This is a genomic window from Plantibacter elymi (nom. nud.), assembly GCF_900177795.1.
Lineage (GTDB): Bacteria > Actinomycetota > Actinomycetes > Actinomycetales > Microbacteriaceae > Plantibacter > Plantibacter elymi.
The window spans coordinates 523,689-540,767 of record NZ_FXWJ01000003.1 but is presented as its reverse complement, the minus strand read 5'-3'; the positions used below and the strand labels follow the sequence as shown (position 1 = coordinate 540,767).

Sequence of the window (17,079 nt, the reverse complement as noted above, 5' to 3'; positions counted from 1 at the left end):
CCCAGCGTGACACCGGCGTGTTTCCGATGGCCTGTGCGCGTGTTTCCGGCACGTTGCGGAATCGGCCGCTGCGTAAACAGCACATGACGGATCGCTCGACGTACAGTGGGGACGAACGGAAGGGAGCCCCGATGTCGACATCGAGCACACCCGAGGATGGCCCGCAGGTCGTCCGCAACGACGAGCGTCACGAGTACGAGATCCTCGTGGGGGAGCGCGTCGCCGGGATCGCCGGGTACCGGGAGGAACCGGGTCGCATCCTGTTCACCCACACCGAGATCGATCCGGACTTCGGTGGGCGGGGGCTCGGCAGCGTCCTCGCTGCCGCGGCACTCGACGATGCGGTCGAGCGAGGACTGACGATCGTGCCGTACTGCCCCTTCATCCAGGCCTACCTCCGCAAGCACCCGGACTTCAGTGGCGAGGTGTCCTGGCCCGACGAGGCGTCGCGGCCCGAGTGAGCGGTCGTCACCCGGTGCGCGGCAGTCGGAGCAGGACGGCCTCGCACCGGTAGTCCTGCGAGCTCGCCATGTCGCCGCGGAACCACAGGAGCGAGACGATCGAGGGATCGCCGGGCGCGACGATCGGCCGCAGGTTGTCGACGTCCGAGTCCGCCGTGACCGGCGTCCAGGTCCAGGTCGCCCCGTCGTCGTCGGTGCGACCGTGGAAGATCTCGTGGTGGGCGAGCGGTTGGTCGTCTCGCGGATCGATCGGTGTCGAGACGTAGAGCGAGTCGATGTCGTCCGGGTCGATGGCGGCGAGTCCGGTGTAGTCCTGCTCGTGCGGGAGGAGGCCGGGGCCGGCGAGGGCGAGTGGGTGTACCTGCCAGGAGCCACCGGGCGTGAGGCGGGCGAAGAGGAACCGGTGGTCCAGGACGGGCCGGAGGCGTTCGGTCGCCTCGTCCGGATGCGCCGGTCCGTCGTCGGCGCGAGCGGAGACGATGGCGGCCACGGTGCCGTCGGGGGCTCGCCGCAGATCGACAGTCCAGCAGTGGGAGAGCAGGTCGCCGGCCCAGCTACCGCCGTCGGGCATTCGTGAGCCGGCGGCGACGAGGGTGGTGAGCTCGACCTGCGAGGGTGCGTCGCCGCGCAACGGATGCGGGTCGATGACGGCGCCGTCGGTTCGGTGGAGCCCGTCGGCGTCGAGGAAGCCGTGATACACGCTGTTGTCGTAGTCGCGCGGGTGGTGGTCGGTGGTGATGAGGTCGATGCGACCGGGGGCGGAGACGTAGCGCGTGTAGCCGTTGACGTAGCCGATCTTCGGTCGGGTGAACAGCTTGCCGGCGTAGCTCCAGGTGTCGCCGTCGTCGTTCGACACGAGGGCGCACTGGTCGTCGTTGACGGCGCGGGCGAAGCAGTACAGGCGGCCGTCGAGTTCGTGGAGGTTCGAGTAGGTCACGCCGAGTCCGCCGGTGTGGGCGCTCCAGTCGAACGTGTGCTCGGGCCCCCAGCGGCGCGGGTCGTGTGGTTCGCTGATGCGCCAGCGGGTGAGGTCGTCGGTCTTGTGACGGGTGTACATCGCGAGCCAGCGCCCGTCGCGCCGCCGCCAGAGGGCCGGGACGTCGTGGTCGTCGGACTCGAGGCGTTCGTGCAGGACGACGATGTCGGCGGTGCCGCTCGCGAGGTCGACGACGGTGACCTCGACGTTGCCGCCGCGCTGCTCGCCGTCGACGCCGCCCGTTGACGCGATCGAGCCGACGACGAGGAGGTTCGAGACCGGATCGACGAGTGCGCGTTCGTCCTGGAACCAGCACCAGGCGGCGTTGTCGTTGACGACGATCGGCGTGGTGGAGGTGTCGTTTCGGCGCAGCATCGCGACCTTCCGGGTGGGGTTCCGGACGAGGCTACCCGCCTGGACGCGCGTTCGGCAAGCGCTTTCCGCCCGTGCGACGATTCAGTGCGATAAAGAATGTTACATTCTAGAAGAAGTTCGTATTTCACACATGAAAGGCAATATGAGTGACGACACCTCCGTCGGCTACGCGCCCGGCCCACCCGACGGGCCGACGTGCGCAACCCGCTCCGTCCGCGGGGCCGACGCTCCGCAGGCACATGCTCTCCCGCTCCCCGGGGCCACGATGTCACAGGCGATCGAGCGCTGTTTCCGCCAGTATGCGACCTTCACTGGTCGAGCCTCGAGGAGCGAGTACTGGTGGACGGTGCTGTTCCTCTCCCTGGTCTGGCTGGTACCGACCGTCCTGTTCGGCCCCGGCCTGGTGATCGCGGGCGTCGTGGCATCGCAACGGGAACCTGGGTTCGACGACGCGTCTCGGCTCCTCAATGCCGCCCTGATCGTCGTCGGCCTGCTTGTTGTGGTCACGGTCGTGCCCAGTTTGGCCATCCTCTGGCGGCGCTTGCATGACGCCGGCTTCCCCGGTGCGCTGTGTTTGCTCTCGATGATCCCGTTGATCGGCGGCATCACCGTGTTCGTCCTGCTCCTGATGCCGTCGAAGTCGGCAGGGCGGCGGTTCGACAGGACGCTCTGATCCGCTCCCGGTTCGAGCGTGCCCTTCGACAGGCTTGAGGGCCAACCTGTTCCGGGTGCACTTCTCCCGGTCGCTGAGCCTGTCGAAGTGCCCACGAGGGCGCGTCGTCATTCCGGGCGCACGTCTCCCGGTCACTGAGCTTGTCGAAGTGCCCACGAGGATGCGTCGTCGTTCCGGGCACACTTCTCCCGGTCACTGAGCTTGTCGAAGTGCCCACGAGGGCGCGTCGTCATTCCGGGCGCACTGCTCCCGGTCACTGAGCTTGTCGAAGTGCCCACGAAGAACCCTTCGACACTTCGACAGGCTCAGTGCGGCGCAGCTCAGGGCCCGGAAACGGTCAGAACGGTGCGGGATCCGGTTCCGTCCGATGATGCTTCCCGTCGGGCGTCGTCCACTTGAGCACCCCGCCGGGCCCGTGGTCGAGGTTCCACCCCGGGAGGTGCTTCATCCGATGGTGATGTCGACACAGGCAGGCGAGATTGCCCACATCCGTCGTCCCGCCGTCCTCCCACGCCACCGAATGATCGAGGTCGCACGCCCGGGCTCGTCTCCCGCAGCCAGGTGCGCGACAGGTGCCGTCCCGAAGGCGCACCGCGCGCTGGAGGTCTGCCGGAACCCGATACTGCTTTCGCCCGACGGAGAGGACCGCGCCGGTTTCCGGCTGCACGAGGATCCGGGCGAAGCTGGGCGCGTTCACCGCGATACGTGCAGCGGTCGCCGGGTCGATGGGACCGTAGCCGTCGAGGGTGGCCGGGGCGTCAGAAACGCCGGCCATGGCGAGCGCCGGCACGGTGATCTGCACCGTGGGCACGATGTGTTCCTGGACCTCGATCGGGTGCGGGAGCACTGCGCTTGAGGCGGCCTCATCGGGGGTGACGCCGGTGAGCGCGAGGGCCGCGAGGGCGTCTGCCTGGAGTTGTGCGCAGGTGCGAGTGTCGCCAGCGGCGCGCGACTCCGCTGCCGCGGCTTCGACCCGCTCGATGATCCCCTGCGCTATGGGCGCCGTGGTGAACAGGTGCACCCACGCCATCCCGTCGGCGGCAGGCTCGAACTCGACGCGACGGTCCGCTTCGGAACGCTTCGAGCGGGTCGTGATGGATTCCGGGTGGAGGCGTTCGCGCAGGACGCGGGCGCGCCTGCGGAGCTCCGCGTCGGTGGTCTGCTCGGCCACGGGCAGCACCTTCGCGAGGAACACCGCCCGTCCCTCGGTGGGGACGTCGCTGAGTTGATCGGTGATGGTCTTGGCATGCCGAGCCGAGATGCGACCTGCCTCCAATGACTCGAGAACGGACGGGGCCTCGTCCATGAGCGCCTCAGCGTCGTTCGTGGCCCGCTGCACGGTCCGCTCAGGTGTGCGGGTCGCCATCGCGAGGGCCGCGCAGGTTGACCGGCGAGACAGGGCACGGCGTTCAGCGGGCGGGAACGCGGCCGGGACCACCGAGTCGGCGAAGGCATCCGCGTATGCGGCGGAGCGGGCCAGGAGGCGCGCCTTGCGTGCGTCCAAGACGGCCTGTTGCCGGTGGATGTCCGCGTACTCGTCCGAGAACTGCGCGAGCTGCGCGGCGTACTCGTCGCCGTCGCGGATCGCGGTGGTGGTCTCGGTCATGGGACAAGTCCACCATGGACCACTGACATTCCAGATGGTGAGTTGTACCGGTTGTGGAAGTCTTCTCGTGTGCCCTTCGACAAGCTCAGGGGCCGGGAGAAGGTCACCGGAGCGGGAGCGTCCTCGTGCGCCCTTCGACAGGCTCAGGAACCGGGGGAAGATCACCGGAGCGGGAGGGCCCCGCGCGCCCTTCGACAGGCTCAGGGACCGGAAGAGGTGCGTCGTATTGGCGGGATTACCCGTGTGCCCTTCGACAGGCCAGGGACCGGGAGAGGTCCGTCGGATTCGTGGGATGCGCCGTGCGTCCTTCGACAGGCTCAGGGGCCGGACGAGGTTGCCCGGGACTGATGGGGCCATGCCCGAAATCGGTCGGTCGCGCAAGTTGTTCTTGAGTAGTCCAGTGTTATGCCAGGATCTCAGTACCGTGTACCTCGATCGAAAGACACCATGAGTTCCAACACCACCCCTGAATACCCCGCGACGCCGACGTACGGACAGCCGTACGCGCCCGCTCCGATCCGCGGCGCCGCCTCCCCGGAGGACCTGACGCTCCCGCTCTACGGGGCGACCTTCCCGCAGGCCATCAAGCGCTACCTCCGCAAGTACGCGACCTTCACCGGCCGCGCCTCGCGGAGCGAGTACTGGTGGGCCACGCTGTTCGTCTTCCTCGTCGCGCTCATCCCCAACATCCTCTTCATCACGGGTGTCGTGATCGGGTCCGTGTCGGCCGCCGCGCAGCGTGAGCCGGTCGTGTTCGACGGCATCACCAGTTCCAAGACGTACTACACCCAGCCCGGCATCCTCGAGATCCCCGGAGCCGCTCCCTTGATCCTGACCGGGCTGGTGCTCCTCGGCCTCATCTGGCTGGCGACCATCGTCCCGAACCTGGCCATCGCCTGGCGCCGCCTGCACGACGCCAACTTCCCCGGCCCGTTCTACTTCCTCTCGCTCATCCCGTCGGTCGGCGGCCTCATCCTGTTCGTCCTCTTCCTCCTGCCCTCGAAGCCCGAGGGCCAGCGGTTCGACCTGGCGCGCTGAGCCGCGACCTGACGACCGGAACGGGCCGGTGTGGACACGATCGTCCGCACCGGCCCGTTCTCTGTCTCGCAGGACAGGCGGGAACGCCTCAGCCGGCCGCCGCGACGTCGAGCACCCACGTGACGCCGAACCGGTCCGTCACCATGCCGAAGCCGGGGCTCCAGGCGGACGCGGCGAGCTCCTCGACGACCGAACCTCCGACGACGAGGCGGTTCCAGAACACCTCGACCTCCGGGAGCGTCTCGCCACGCACCGCGACGAAGCAGGACTGCTCGGTGACCGTCGTCCCGTGCTCGCGGCGGGTCGTTCCGGTGCCGATCAGCGACGCCGCAGGAGCTCCGGGGCTGTCGTACGCCATCACCCGGAAGCCGTCCTCGGATTCGACCTGACCGAAGACGACCAGGTCGGCACCCGGGGCGTCCTTCGGCATCCCGAAGTCGCTGTAGCTCGCGATCGTCGTCCGCCCGCCGAAGACGGACTCGTAGAACTCCAGCGCAGCGCGGGCGTCGCCCTGGAAATTGAGGTGGGTCGTGGTCGTGATGCTCATGCGTGCTCCTCGGTTCGTGCCGGGCTCCTCCCGGTCGAGCACCACTGTCCCAGGCGTCTAGGACAGTTCATGTCCTGCACTCGGACTACGCTCGCACCATGGCTTCACCGACCTCCCGACTCCTGCAGTTGCTCTCGCTCCTGCAGGCTCGGCGCGACTGGCCGGGTGCCCTGCTCGCCGACCGGTTGGACGTCAGTCACCGCACGATCCGCCGCGACGTCGACCGGCTCCGGGAGATGGGGTATCGCATCGAGGCCACGATGGGGCCGGACGGCGGGTACCACCTCGACGCCGGGAGCGAGCTCCCGCCGCTGCTCTTCGATGACGAGCAGATCGTTGCGCTCGCCATCGCCCTCCAGACCGCCGCCGTCGCGGGATCCGGGTTCGAGGAGCCCGCGCTCCGAGCACTGGCGACCGTGAGACAGGTCCTGCCGTCGCGGCTGCGGCATCGACTGGACGCCGTCGACGTCACCTCGGTGCCCCGCTCAGGCGATGGGCCGACCCCGCAGGTGGCCGTTCCGGGCCTCCTCGCGCTGTCCGCGGCCATCCGCGCACGGGAGGTGCTCCGCTTCGGCCGGTCCACGGACGACCCGGAACCCCCTCGGCGCGTCGAGCCGCACCACCTGGTCACCTCCCAGGGACGCTGGTACCTCGTGGCCTGGGACCTCGATCGCGACGACTGGCGGATCTTCCGTGCCGACCGCATCGTGCCGAGGACGCCGACCGGACCGCGGTTCCGTCCGCGTGAGGTGCCGGGTGGAGACGTGCAGGCGTTCGTGGCTGCGAGGTTCAAGGGATCCGATCAGACCGACGCCTGGCCCTGTGTCGGCACCGTCGTGCTCCACCTGCCGATCGAGGCGGTCCGACCGTTCGTCGGTGACGGCACCGCCGAGCCCCTCGGCCAGGAACGCACGCGCTACACCGCCGGCGCGTGGTCGTGGGTGGCGCTCGCCGCCTCCTTGAACCGCTTCGACACCGACATCGACGTCGTCGAGCCGCCCGAGCTCGTCACCGCGTTCGCGCAGCTCGCGGAGCGCAATGCCGCGACCGCGCAGACCGTCAGCCGTGGAGCGCGTCGTCCGGCGGACCGAGACGGACGGCGGTGAACCGCACGGTGAGACCGGCCCGCGTCGGCGCCGCGCAGAAGAGTCCCGCCTCGATGTCGGCCTCCGGGTCGAGGTGGGCGACGCGGACCAGTCTCCAGTCCTCGTCGTCCACCCGGGCGCGCACGGTCACGGCGTCGCCGTCGCGGCTCGCGCGCACGGTGACCGTTCGTCCGAGCCAGTCGGGGACCGGCGCCACCGACCAGTCGGAGGTCCCGTGCGTGACGACCGCACCGAGCTGGGCGACCCCGTCGGACACCTCGACCCCGGCCTTGATCCACGTCGACTCGGAGGCGCGGAGGAACACGCCGGCCTGATCGAACTGCTCGGAGCCGTCGAGGACGAACGACACCTCGATCGCCGCCCGTCGTTGCATCGGCGCGATCAGCGCATGCTCCGTGTCATGGACGAAGCCGTAGGAGGTGTGCCGCCAGGCGTCACTGCCCTCGACGGCGGTGACGAGCAGGGAACCGTCCGGCTCCGTCGTCACCGCCGCAGGGGCTGTCGTCCAACGTCCGTGCTCGGCGAGGTTCTGGAGATCCATCCGTCCATCCTGACGTATGGATGCGGGCGCCGCAGGGGCGGGGTCGTTGAGGCACGGTGCGGGACGGCGTCCGGTCGGTCAGGCCGGCGACGTCTGTGCTGTGCCGCCGGTACGGCGTCGCCTCGTCACGATCAGGTAGACCGTCACGATGAACACGACGTGGACGGCCGAGTTCGAGGCGCCGGAGGTGATCCAGCCCTCGAGCCACTTCGCCGGACCCTGATTCAGGTCCAAGACGGAGAAGCGTCCGACGAGGAGGGCGACACCGACGGCGATCTGCACGAGCGTGCCCGTGCCGAAGCCGAGTCGCAGGAGGCGTTGCGTGTCCGTCCCCGTGGTCCCGCCGCGCCGCATCAGGATCCACAGCACCGCTCCGCTCGCCACGGCGATACCGAGCAGCTGCAGCAGGCCGGCGTTCGGTTCGGTGACGGCCGTCAGGGTGTTGCTGAGGTCGAACACCGCGCCACCGGCGACACCGGCGATCTGGATCGACAGCACGCCGACCAGAGAGACGTAGACCAGGCTCAGCGCGAGTCCGATCGCGTACGACGCGGCGTGTTTCACGGGATCCCCATCTCCTGTTGTCCGGCGATCCCGCCGGAAGGAACGTCAAGCCTAGCGAGCGCACCCGTCGGACGCGGTCGGGCACCGTCGCCGCGCCCGACCGCGCTCGCCTCAGATCGCCGTGCCGAACTCGCGGATCGTGATCCCCGAGGCGGTCAGCGGCCCGCCATCGGAGTAGAGCGAGATCCCCGTGTCGCCCTCGGCGAAGTGCACCTGCTGCGAGACGACGGTGTGACCGGCGTCGACGAAGACCTCGACGCTCTGGGTGTCGATGAAGACCCGCAGGTGGACCGAGCGCGCAGCGGCATCGATCGGCGCTGCGGCCCGCGTGTACGGCTGCAGCGAGAAGCCGGCCAGGTCGGACGGCGCGCGGTCGACGTAGAGCTCGGCCCCGGCCTTCCCGATGTTGGTGTGGCGGGAGCCGTCCGCCGAGCGCCCGACGGAGAGACCGACGTTGGTCGCGGTGTCCCAGGTGAGGTCGAGCTCGATCTCGTACGCCAGGCCGCTCCAGGGCAGGACGGCGCTCCCGGTGACCGTCTGGTCCGGGAGGGGGACGGTGGTGGTCGCATACCCGGCGAGGGCGTCCACGGGTGAGCTGAGCAGGCTGTACCGACCACCGGACTGGGCCTCGAGTCGCAGCTCCCGGACGACGGAGTTCTGGCCGTTGTAGCCGTCGGAGGCGTCGGTGGGGACGTCGCGGGCCGCGTACTTCCAGTTGTTCATCCAGGCGATCGCGAGCCGGCGGTCGTCGGGCGACTCCGCCTTCGGCCAGGTGACGGCGGCGTACCAGTCCCAGCCCCAGTCCAACCACTGCGGGGTGAGGTCGTCGGCCGTGAACCGCGTCCCGTCCCAGGTGCCCGTCCAGTAGGCGTAGGTCATCGGCAGGCCGATCGAGTAGGCGTCCATGCTGGCGCCCAAGACCCAGTGCCAGCTGCCGTCACCCGCTCGCATCTGGAACAGGTCCGGGCACTCGATGCCGCCGAGGTCGTGGTTCGGGAAGTCGAAGTTGTGCTGCAACTGCCACGTCGTGAGATCGGGCGAGGTGTAGAAGGCCGCGTAGCGCGCCCGGCCGATGACGCAGACCCATTCGTTCCTGGCCGCGTCCCAGTGGACCTTCGGGTCCCGGAACCACTCGGCGTTCTCGATCTCCGCCGTGGTCTGGGCAGCACGTCCGTCGGTGTTCACGATCACCGGGTCGGGGAGCATCGTGAACGTGAAGCCGCCGTCCGTCGACCAGTAGAGGTACTGCTCCTGGTACTTCCGGACGCCGTCCGTGGGCTGTGTCGCGAGGGCGATGACCGCACCCGCACCGAAACCGGCGGTGTTCGCGGTGTCGACGACGGCGGATCCCGACCACACCGGGAAGTCCGGCTGCAGCGGCATGACGGTCCCGTGGTGGGTGAAGGCGACCCCGTCGGTCGTCGTCGCGTGATCCCAACCGCCCGGGCCGTTGTTCTGGCCGGAGTGCAGGTAGTACAGCTGGTAGGCGCCGTTCGTGAACACCGGTCGTTGCGGGTCGCAGAGCCACCCCGACGGCGGCGTCATGTGGAACACCGATCGGAGGGAGGCCTGCGCCTGGGCGGTGGTCGTCGCCTGGGCGGCGAGGGGCGTGCCGGCACTCACGAACAGGGCGAGCGCCCCGAAGCCGACGCCCTGGAGGACGGTCCGGCGGGAGAGGTCGTGCGTCATTGCTGTTCCTTTCGTCGGTGCCGCGGGCGCGCCGAAGGCACCCGTGGCGGGGATGGTGCTGGATCGTGCGGTGGAGGACTGCTCAGGCGAGCGCGTGCACCTGGTCGGTGGCGGGTGCCCGGTCGAGGACGGCGACGGCGACCGAGACGGGACTGGCGCGTTCGCTCGCGAGCGTCAGCGTCGGTCGTCCGCTTCCGAGGAGGACGAGGTCGGAGACGGTCGCGAGACCGCCGTCGACGAACAGCTCGAGCAACGGGCCGTCGAGGCTGAGGAGGAGCCGGGCCGGACGGTCGCCGGTGAGCGGGACGATGCTCGTGGAGGCGAAGTCGGGGTGCACCGTGTCCATGGCGCCGCCCGACCGGGTGACGGCGAGTGACGACGACCTCGGGTCGTGGACGATGAGGACCGCTCCGTCGGTGTCGGCCGTCAGTCGGAGCCGCAGCTCGCCCGTGACCGACGGATCCCAGCGCAACTCGACCACGCCGTCGCCCTCGAGCGGCAGGTCGACGGCGTCCGAGGAGAGGGCGACGGTCGTCGGTTCGATCGTGGCCAGTCGATCCCTGACGAAGGCCGGCGGCTCCTGCACGAGTCGCGGCGCGCCGTCGACCGTGGTCAGGGCGAGGCGTCTGGGGAGCGACATCGCGCCCCGCCACGGTGAGGCGGGGAGGTCGGCCGCGTAGCGCCAGTTGCCCATCCAGCCGAGGATCACCGCTTCACCGTCCGGAGCGCGGTCGAACCCGACCGCCGCGTAGAAGTCCCGACCGTGGTCGAGTCGCTGCAACTCTGCCCGCTGAGGCGTGAACACCGTGCCGTCGAAGTCGCCCACGAGATAGCTCATCGACGACCCGTCCGGGTCCTGCGCGTCGCCGACCGGGTTGGTGCTGAGGAGCAGGACCCACCGGAGCTCGTCCGGGCGGCCGTCGACCGCGAGCGGGATGAGGTCGGGGCACTCCCACACGACACCGGCGGGACCGATCGGCCCGACGGTGCTGACGTGCTCCCAGGAGCGCAGGTCGGTGGAGGAGTACACGAGGACCTGACGCTCCACGGCTTCCACCGTGAGCATGATCCAGCGGAAGCCCGCTGCGTCCTCGTACCGGATGATCTTCGGGTCGCGGAACGCGTGCGAGCCGCGATCGAGGATCGGGTTGTCCGGGTCGCGTTGCCAGGTGAGCCCGTCGTCGTCACTGGTCGCCCGGGCCTGCGCCTGCCGACCGTCGGGGGACACGCTCGTGTAATACGCCGTGAGGCGTCCGTCGGGACCCGCGGCGACCACGGATCCCGAGTACACCTGCTCCTCGGCGGTGTACCGCAGGGCGACCGGATGCTCGTCCCAGTGCTGCAGGTCGACGCTCGAGGCGTGGCCCCAGCTCATGTTGCCCCAGTCGCCACCCTCCGGGTTGTACTGGAAGAACGCGTGCCACCGCCCGCGGTGGAAGACCAAGCCGTTCGGGTCGTTCATCCAGTTCCGCTGCGGCGTCAGGTGGAAGCCGGGCCTCGGCAGGGCGTGCTGCTCGTCGTGCACGGTCGCGCCCTCAGACGGAGTGCCGCGGGACGGCCGGGCAGGCGATGAGCTGCGGCCCGGCGGGCAGCGCGGCGTCGAGACCGAGCAGCCGACGGACACCGGCCGCTCCGAGCTCGTAGTGGGGGAGGGCCACCGTCGACAGCGGCGGCCGGAGGTGGGCGGCGATGACGTCCTGGTTGTCGAAGCCCATGACGGCCATGTCGTCGGGGATCCGCAGTCCGCGTTCCCGCAGGCCGTCGTAGAGTCCCATCGCCACGCGGTCGTTGTGGCAGAACACCGCGCTGGCGCCCGAGTCGACGACCGCCGCGGTCGCCGCGTACCCGCCCTCCTGCTCCGGTGAGGCCGGGAACACGAGGGCGTCGTCGAACGCCACCCCCGCCGTCTGCAACGCCGAGCGGTATCCGGCGAGCCGGCCGGTCTGTGCCGGTGAGGGGGTCGTCGTGTTGACGAACGCGATCCGTCGGTGACCGGCCGCGAGCAGCGCCTCGGTCGCGGTCCGCCCGCCCTGCTCCTCGTCGGGGACGACGGCCGGGAGCCCGCTGCCCGCGGCGTAGCAGTCCACGAGCACCGTGTCGGTCTGGAGGAGTGCCTCCGGCACGGTGATCTCGTGGTGGAACCAGGTCGAGTAGAGGATCCCGCGGACCTGGTGCTCGAGCATCATCGCGATCGCCTCCTCCTCGGCGGCCGTGTTGCCGTCGGTGTTGGCGACGAGCAGGACGTAGCCGTGGCGCCACGCCTCGTCCTGGGCGCCGTGGATGATCTGGCCGGCGAACGGGGTCGTCGCGATCGCGTCGGCGACGAGGCCGATGAACCGGGAGTGCCCCTGGGACAGGGTCTTCGCGAGGGCGTTCGGCCGGTAGCCGAGCTCCGCCACCGCCTCGTGCACCCGGCGCTTGGCGTCTTCGCCGATCCGCGACCCCGGCTTGTCGTTGACGACGTGCGAGACGGTCGCCACGGAGACGCCGGCGGCCTTCGCGACGTCGCGCATCGTGATGCCCGAGGTGTTCTTCGGGTGGTCCGCGCCGGGCTTCGACTGGTCGGTGCTGCTCATCCCTTGGTCGCTCCGCTCTCGAGGCCGCTGATCATCGCTTTGTTCAACACGAGGAACACCAGCAGCAGCGGTGTGACCGTGACGCAGACGGCGGCGAACGTCGCCGTCCAATCAGTGTTCCCCATCGCCCCGATGTAGTTCTGCAGGCCGAGCGGGATGGTCTTCAATCCATCGGAGAGCACGAAGGTGTTCGCGAAGATGAAGTCGTTCCAGATGAAGATGCTGTTGACGAGCACGACCGTGATGATCGTGTTGACCGAGAGTGGGAACGTGATCTGGCCGAAGATCCGGTACGGGCCCGCCCCGTCGAGCGACGCGGCCTCGTACATCTCCCTCGGGATGTACTCGTAGAACGACGAGAACAGGTACACCGCCATCGGCAGGGCGAACGCCGCCAGCGGGATGATCATCGACAGGTGGGTGTCGAGCAGGCCGACCTGCGAGTAGTCGATGAACAGGGGGACGAGCGCGATCTGCACGGGCACGATGATGCCGAGGAGGAACAGGCCGCGGACGAGTCCGCTGAACCGGAACCCGAGGACCTGGAGCGCGTACGCCGCCATCATGCCGGCGATGACGATCAGGGCACTCGACCCGAGGGTGACGATCAGACTGTTGACGATGTTCAGCCCGAGGTTGCCGGTCGAGAACGCCCGCGCGTAGTTGTCGAGCGTCCACTCGGACGGCAGCGCGAAGGGGTTGCCGCCCGCGAAGTCCGCCGCCGTCCGGAAGCTCGTGAGCAGCAACCAGACGAGTGGGTAGACCTGGACGACCACGATCGCGACGACGGTCACGGTGAGGATCGTCCGCTGCACCCGCACGCGTGGCGTGTGCCGGGGCTTCCGCTTCGGTGCCGGCGCCGCCGGGGGCGCGACGTCTTCGGTCGGCCGGGCGGGGAGGGTGGCGGTCATGACTTGTCCTTCCGTCGGAGCAGCAGGAAGATGAGGCCGACGGCGACGAGGCACTCGACGACGATGAACATGGAGATCGCGCTGGCGTAGCCGTAGTCCGTGTGGACGAACGCCGTCTTGTACATGTACGTGGTCAGCAGCTCCGACGACTGGCCGGGCCCGCCGTTCGTCAGCAGGTACGGGATGTCGAAGCCGCGGAGGGCGAAGGTCGTCGCCATGACCGTCGTCGTGATCCACACCGGCCGGATGTACGGGAAGCGGATCCGCCAGAAGATCTGCCACCAGGAGGCGCCGTCCAGCCGGGCGGCCTCCTCGAGGTCGCGGGGCACGGCCATGAGGGCGGCGTAGATGATGAGCATGTACAGGCCGGTGAACCGCCAGCCCTCCGGGATCGACACGGCTGCGAGGACGGTCTGCACGTTCGACAGCCAGGCCGTCTGGAGGTCGCCGAGTCCGACCCACGCGAGCAGCTGGTTGATCAGCCCGACCGGTTCGAGCGCGTACAGCCGCTGGAACAGGATGGCGATCGCGACCGTCGAGATGACGGCCGGCAGGAGGTACAGCGTCTTGACGAGCTCGCGGGCCCGGGGGAGGGCGGTGAGCAGCCCGGCGACGAGGAGTGCGCCGCCGAGCTGGAGCACCAGGCAGATCGCGAGGTAGCCGAGGGCGTTGCCGAAGGAGGTCCAGAAGACGTCGTCCCGCGTGAGCATCTTGACGTAGTTGTCGAGTCCGACGAACGCCATGTCCGTGATGCCGTCCCACGAGAACAGGCTGAGGAACAGCGACTGCACGATCGGCAGGAGGACGGCGACACCGTAGAGCACGAGGGGCGGCACGAGGAACACGAGCACCGACAGCGTCGACCGGCGGGGCAGCATCGACGTGGACATCGGCTTCCGCCGCCGCGGTGGGCGGGCCGGTGCCGCGCCCACCGCGGTCTGGGTGAGCTCAGTCATCGACGTTCTCCGTGAGGGCCGCATCCATCGTCGTGATGAACTCGTCCGGCGTGATGTCGCCCTGCACGAGCAGGGTCAGCTCCTGCTGGAGTCGGGTGTTCGTGGCCGGGTCGAGCTGGGTGTCCCAGGGCATCGCGATCGCCGGTCCGACGCCGTCCGCCTGCGCCACAGAGCTCGCGTACAGCTCGGTCGCGTTCGCGGGGACGGTGGTCTGCGCGGAGGTCGTCGGCGACAGCGCGCCAGTCGCCGCGTAGAGCTCCGGGTAGCGCTCGAGGGCGAACGCGAGGAAGTCGCGCACGAGCGGGTCGTACGTCTTCGCGTTCACCGCCATGCCGATGCCGGACGGGGTGACGTACTCGTTGTCGGCGGTGACGGCACCGTCGATGGTCGGCAGCGTGAAGGTGCCGACCGCGTCACGGACACCGGGGTCGAGCGCATCCGTCGCGAGGTTCGAGAGCTCCCACGTGCCGATGTTGTAGACCGCCGCCTTCCCCGAGGTGAAGAGCGCCTGCGCGTCCGCGTAGCCGGTCGAGGAGAAGCCCTCCTGGAAGCAGCCGGCCTGCCCGAGGTCGTACAGCCACTCGGCCGCGGCCTTTCCTGCCGGGTCTGAGAAGGAGGCCTTCCCGGCCTTGAGGTCCTGGATGTACTCGGGACCCGCCATCCGGAACGGGTAGTAGGCCATATAGCGCTCGAGCGGCCACTGGTCCTGACCGTCGAGTGCGATCGGGGTGACGCCCTTGGCGCGGAGCGCCTTGCACATGGCGGGGAAGTCGTCGAGCGTGGCCGGGACGGTGACACCGGCGTCCTCGAGCAGGGAGCGGTTGTACCAGAAGAACTCCAGCTGGAACTCGAACGGCACCATGTACAGCGAGCCGTCGTCGAACCGCTGGTAGTTGAGCGCCGCCTCGCGGTAGGAGTCGGCGAGACCGAGGTCTTCGAGGAGCAGGTCGACGTCGACCATCCGGCCCTGCTTCGCGAGCTTCTGCGCGAACGGGGTCGCGTCGGTGTCGAAGAGCTCGGGGAGCTTGTTCGCGGCCGCGAGCGTCTCGTACTTCTGGATGTAGGACGGACGGTCGGGCGTCGTGATGAGGTTCAGCGAGAAGCCGGGGTGGTCCTTCGCATACTCGTCGGCGATCTGCTCCATGGCGGTGATCACCCCGCCGTCGGCCGGGCGGGAGAGCAGCCACGAGATCTCGCGGGGGACGATGTCGCCCTTCGGGTCGACGTCGGTCGGGTCCGTGGCGCTCGATCCGCCGGCACAGCCGGAGAGGGCGAGTGCTGCAGCGGCGACGAGCGCCACGAAGGCGGTGCCACGGGTGGGGCGCATGGTGCGGGGGCGTGCGGTGGTTGGCATGGTCGGAATCTCCGTTGATCGATCACAGGTGGGTGCGGGTGTGCGGGTAGTGGTGCAGCAGGGCGGAGCGTGGTGCCGGGATCAGGACGTGGTGCTGGTGAGGAGTCGGTGTGAGGTGGGGTCGTCGTCGGAGTCGCCGCCGTCGCATTCCAGGAGCGTGCACGCCTCGACGGTGACGGTCCCTTCACCGACGAAGACGCCGACGCGACCGGTCGGTCGGTCGTAGAGGCGCGTGCTGAGGACGACCGCGTCGTCGACGGTCGCGACGCACAGGTCGCCGTCGACGATCACCTCGAGCTCGTGCAAGCCGGGGGCGAGGTGGCAGGGGCGTTCGAGCTCGACGACGAACGGGACGTCGCCGGAGATCTGCCACTGCTCCGTGCCGGTGCTGGAGCGCGGCCAGCGGTCGAAGACGAGGCGGTCGCGCTTCGGCTCCAGGCGCAGGACGTACCCCTCGTCGCCGTCGTCGCTCGCCCGGAGGAGGACGCCGCACTCGGTCGTGCCGGGGGCGATGTCGAATCGGGCGACCAGCCGGAAGGACGTCGGCGCGTCCACGGCCGAGAGAGCGTCGGCGTATCCGTCCGGAGCGCTCAGCACCGTGCCCGAGGCGACGACGGTGTCAGTCGGCTCGTCGGCGGGTGCGAACGTGTCACGCAGTTCGGCGGGCGGGTGGAAGGCGAGGCTGCCGTCGGCACGCTGCTCCGCTTCGAGGACCGACATGGTGCCGGCCCACTGCCAGGCGCCCGCGTCGTGGGCTCCCTCACGCGAGGCGATCCAGCCGAAGAAGAACCGACGTCCGTCGCGGGCGGCGGACTTCGCCGCGTAGTAGGCGCGCCCGTCGAGTGTGTCGTGCTCGGGGACGAGCCAGGGGCCGTGCAGGGTGCGCGACATCCGGTAGCGCGTCGTGAACGACTCACTGAACTCGGAGTACACGAGGTACCACCAGTCGCCCCATTGGAAGACCTCGGGGCACTCGTGGGCGATGTAGCGGCGCGGGTCCCAGAACGGCTCGACCGGTTCCCAGCTCGAGAGGTCCGTGGAGATGCATTGGGCGATGACGCCACGACGCCGTTCCGGGCCGTGTGCGTGTCGGGCGGTGATGAGCATCCGCCAGACGGCCGCGTCCTCGTCCCAGAAGACGAAGGGATCCCGCCAGTCGGCGGTCTCATACCCTGCGGTGGCGCCGAAGGTGTCGGCCTCCCGGCGCTCCCAGGTGCGCATGCCGTCGGTGCTGACGGCATGCATGACGAGTTGCAGCGCCAGACCGTCGGCACCGCGGCGCTCCGGGTGCTGTCCCGTGTAGAAGACGTGGTGGACCCCGTCGGGACCCCGGACGATGCTCCCCGTGTAGACGTTGAAGTCCGGCGCGGACGGTCCGCCCGACGCCAGTGCCTCGCCGAGCTCGTCGAAGTCGACGAGGTTCCGGGTGGTCACGCGATGCCACGGCATACCGATCTTGGGCACGCGACGCGACTCGTGCAGGTAGAGGAGGTGGAAGACACCGTCCTCCTGCCAGGGGATGACGTCTCCGACCCATGCGCCGTTCGGCTGGTGGAACCCTCGTTGGTTCATGACGTCCTCTGCAGTGAGTGGTTAATCGGTTACGCAGTTACCGTAGCGGGGTGCTGAGAAGGTGGTCAAGCGGTTAAGCAAAGTTAAGCAGCTCGATCCTCGACTTGCCTCGTGCGACATTCGAACGTATGTTC

Annotated in this window: 16 protein-coding genes; 4 read left to right on the top strand and 12 right to left on the bottom strand. The window is 69.3% G+C overall.

Annotated features, from left to right (window positions below):
• The first annotated feature begins 131 nt into the window (after window positions 1-131).
• Entirely contained in the window at window positions 132-461 is a 330-nt protein-coding gene (locus CCK91_RS11925) for a GNAT family N-acetyltransferase (RefSeq protein WP_086474333.1), read from the top strand.
• 7 nt (window positions 462-468) lie between these two features.
• Here the strand turns inward: CCK91_RS11925 and CCK91_RS11920 are convergent, their stop codons facing one another.
• Window positions 469-1,812 carry a BNR-4 repeat-containing protein gene (locus CCK91_RS11920; protein WP_086474180.1) on the bottom strand — a complete coding sequence of 448 codons (1,344 nt, stop codon included), beginning with the start codon at window positions 1,810-1,812 and terminating at the stop codon, window positions 469-471.
• Between CCK91_RS11920 and CCK91_RS11915 the strand changes: the two genes are divergently transcribed.
• Complete coding sequence (locus tag CCK91_RS11915; RefSeq protein ID WP_133059984.1) at window positions 1,769-2,485, top strand: DUF805 domain-containing protein; 717 nt, start codon at window positions 1,769-1,771, stop codon at window positions 2,483-2,485. The genes CCK91_RS11920 and CCK91_RS11915 overlap by 44 nt on opposite strands.
• Before the next feature lie 337 nt (window positions 2,486-2,822).
• Here CCK91_RS11915 and CCK91_RS11910 read toward each other — a convergent pair whose 3' ends face one another.
• The gene (locus CCK91_RS11910; RefSeq protein ID WP_165767034.1) at window positions 2,823-4,091 is read right to left on the bottom strand and encodes an HNH endonuclease signature motif containing protein; all 1,269 of its coding nucleotides are present in this window, start codon (window positions 4,089-4,091) and stop codon (window positions 2,823-2,825) included.
• Window positions 4,092-4,538: 447 nt separating this feature from the next.
• On the opposite strand from CCK91_RS11910, the gene CCK91_RS11905 reads away from it, so the two are divergent.
• Window positions 4,539-5,129, top strand: coding sequence for a DUF805 domain-containing protein (locus CCK91_RS11905; protein ID WP_086474177.1), 591 nt, complete (start codon window positions 4,539-4,541; stop codon window positions 5,127-5,129).
• 88 nt (window positions 5,130-5,217) lie between these two features.
• On the opposite strand, the gene CCK91_RS11900 is transcribed toward CCK91_RS11905, so the two are convergent.
• Window positions 5,218-5,676, bottom strand: coding sequence for a VOC family protein (locus tag CCK91_RS11900; protein WP_086474332.1), 459 nt, complete (start codon window positions 5,674-5,676; stop codon window positions 5,218-5,220).
• Between the two features lie 98 nt (window positions 5,677-5,774).
• On the opposite strand from CCK91_RS11900, the gene CCK91_RS11895 reads away from it, so the two are divergent.
• Window positions 5,775-6,782 (top strand): helix-turn-helix transcriptional regulator, encoded by a 1,008-nt coding sequence (locus CCK91_RS11895; RefSeq protein ID WP_086474176.1) that lies wholly within the window; start codon window positions 5,775-5,777, stop codon window positions 6,780-6,782.
• Here the strand turns inward: CCK91_RS11895 and CCK91_RS11890 are convergent.
• The 9 genes from CCK91_RS11890 to CCK91_RS11850 all read right to left on the bottom strand — a co-directional run bounded on the left by CCK91_RS11890 (window position 6,736) and on the right by CCK91_RS11850 (window position 16,945).
• A complete protein-coding gene (locus CCK91_RS11890; RefSeq protein ID WP_086474175.1) occupies window positions 6,736-7,323 on the bottom strand; it encodes a DUF1349 domain-containing protein in 588 nt (195 codons plus the stop codon). The genes CCK91_RS11895 and CCK91_RS11890 overlap by 47 nt on opposite strands.
• Before the next feature lie 78 nt (window positions 7,324-7,401).
• The gene (locus tag CCK91_RS11885) at window positions 7,402-7,887 is read right to left on the bottom strand and encodes a hypothetical protein (RefSeq protein WP_086474174.1); all 486 of its coding nucleotides are present in this window, start codon (window positions 7,885-7,887) and stop codon (window positions 7,402-7,404) included.
• A gap of 111 nt (window positions 7,888-7,998) precedes the next feature.
• The gene (locus tag CCK91_RS11880) at window positions 7,999-9,576 is read right to left on the bottom strand and encodes a glycoside hydrolase family 32 protein (RefSeq protein WP_086474173.1); all 1,578 of its coding nucleotides are present in this window, start codon (window positions 9,574-9,576) and stop codon (window positions 7,999-8,001) included.
• A gap of 82 nt (window positions 9,577-9,658) precedes the next feature.
• Window positions 9,659-11,101, bottom strand: a complete 1,443-nt coding sequence (locus tag CCK91_RS11875; RefSeq protein ID WP_086474172.1) for a glycoside hydrolase family 32 protein — start codon at window positions 11,099-11,101, stop codon at window positions 9,659-9,661.
• Between the two features lie 10 nt (window positions 11,102-11,111).
• Window positions 11,112-12,152: a LacI family DNA-binding transcriptional regulator gene (locus CCK91_RS11870; protein ID WP_086474171.1), complete on the bottom strand. Its 1,041-nt coding sequence runs from the start codon at window positions 12,150-12,152 to the stop codon at window positions 11,112-11,114.
• Window positions 12,149-13,063, bottom strand: coding sequence for a carbohydrate ABC transporter permease (locus tag CCK91_RS11865; RefSeq protein ID WP_086474170.1), 915 nt, complete (start codon window positions 13,061-13,063; stop codon window positions 12,149-12,151). Before CCK91_RS11865 ends, CCK91_RS11870 begins: the two co-directional genes overlap by 4 nt.
• Window positions 13,060-13,941: a carbohydrate ABC transporter permease gene (locus CCK91_RS11860; RefSeq protein ID WP_056013507.1), complete on the bottom strand. Its 882-nt coding sequence runs from the start codon at window positions 13,939-13,941 to the stop codon at window positions 13,060-13,062. Before CCK91_RS11860 ends, CCK91_RS11865 begins: the two co-directional genes overlap by 4 nt.
• 70 nt (window positions 13,942-14,011) lie before the next feature.
• Window positions 14,012-15,373: an ABC transporter substrate-binding protein gene (locus CCK91_RS11855; protein ID WP_369821894.1), complete on the bottom strand. Its 1,362-nt coding sequence runs from the start codon at window positions 15,371-15,373 to the stop codon at window positions 14,012-14,014.
• Window positions 15,374-15,454: 81 nt separating this feature from the next.
• Entirely contained in the window at window positions 15,455-16,945 is a 1,491-nt protein-coding gene (locus tag CCK91_RS11850) for a glycoside hydrolase family 32 protein (protein WP_086474169.1), read from the bottom strand.
• Window positions 16,946-17,079: the final 134 nt, after the last annotated feature.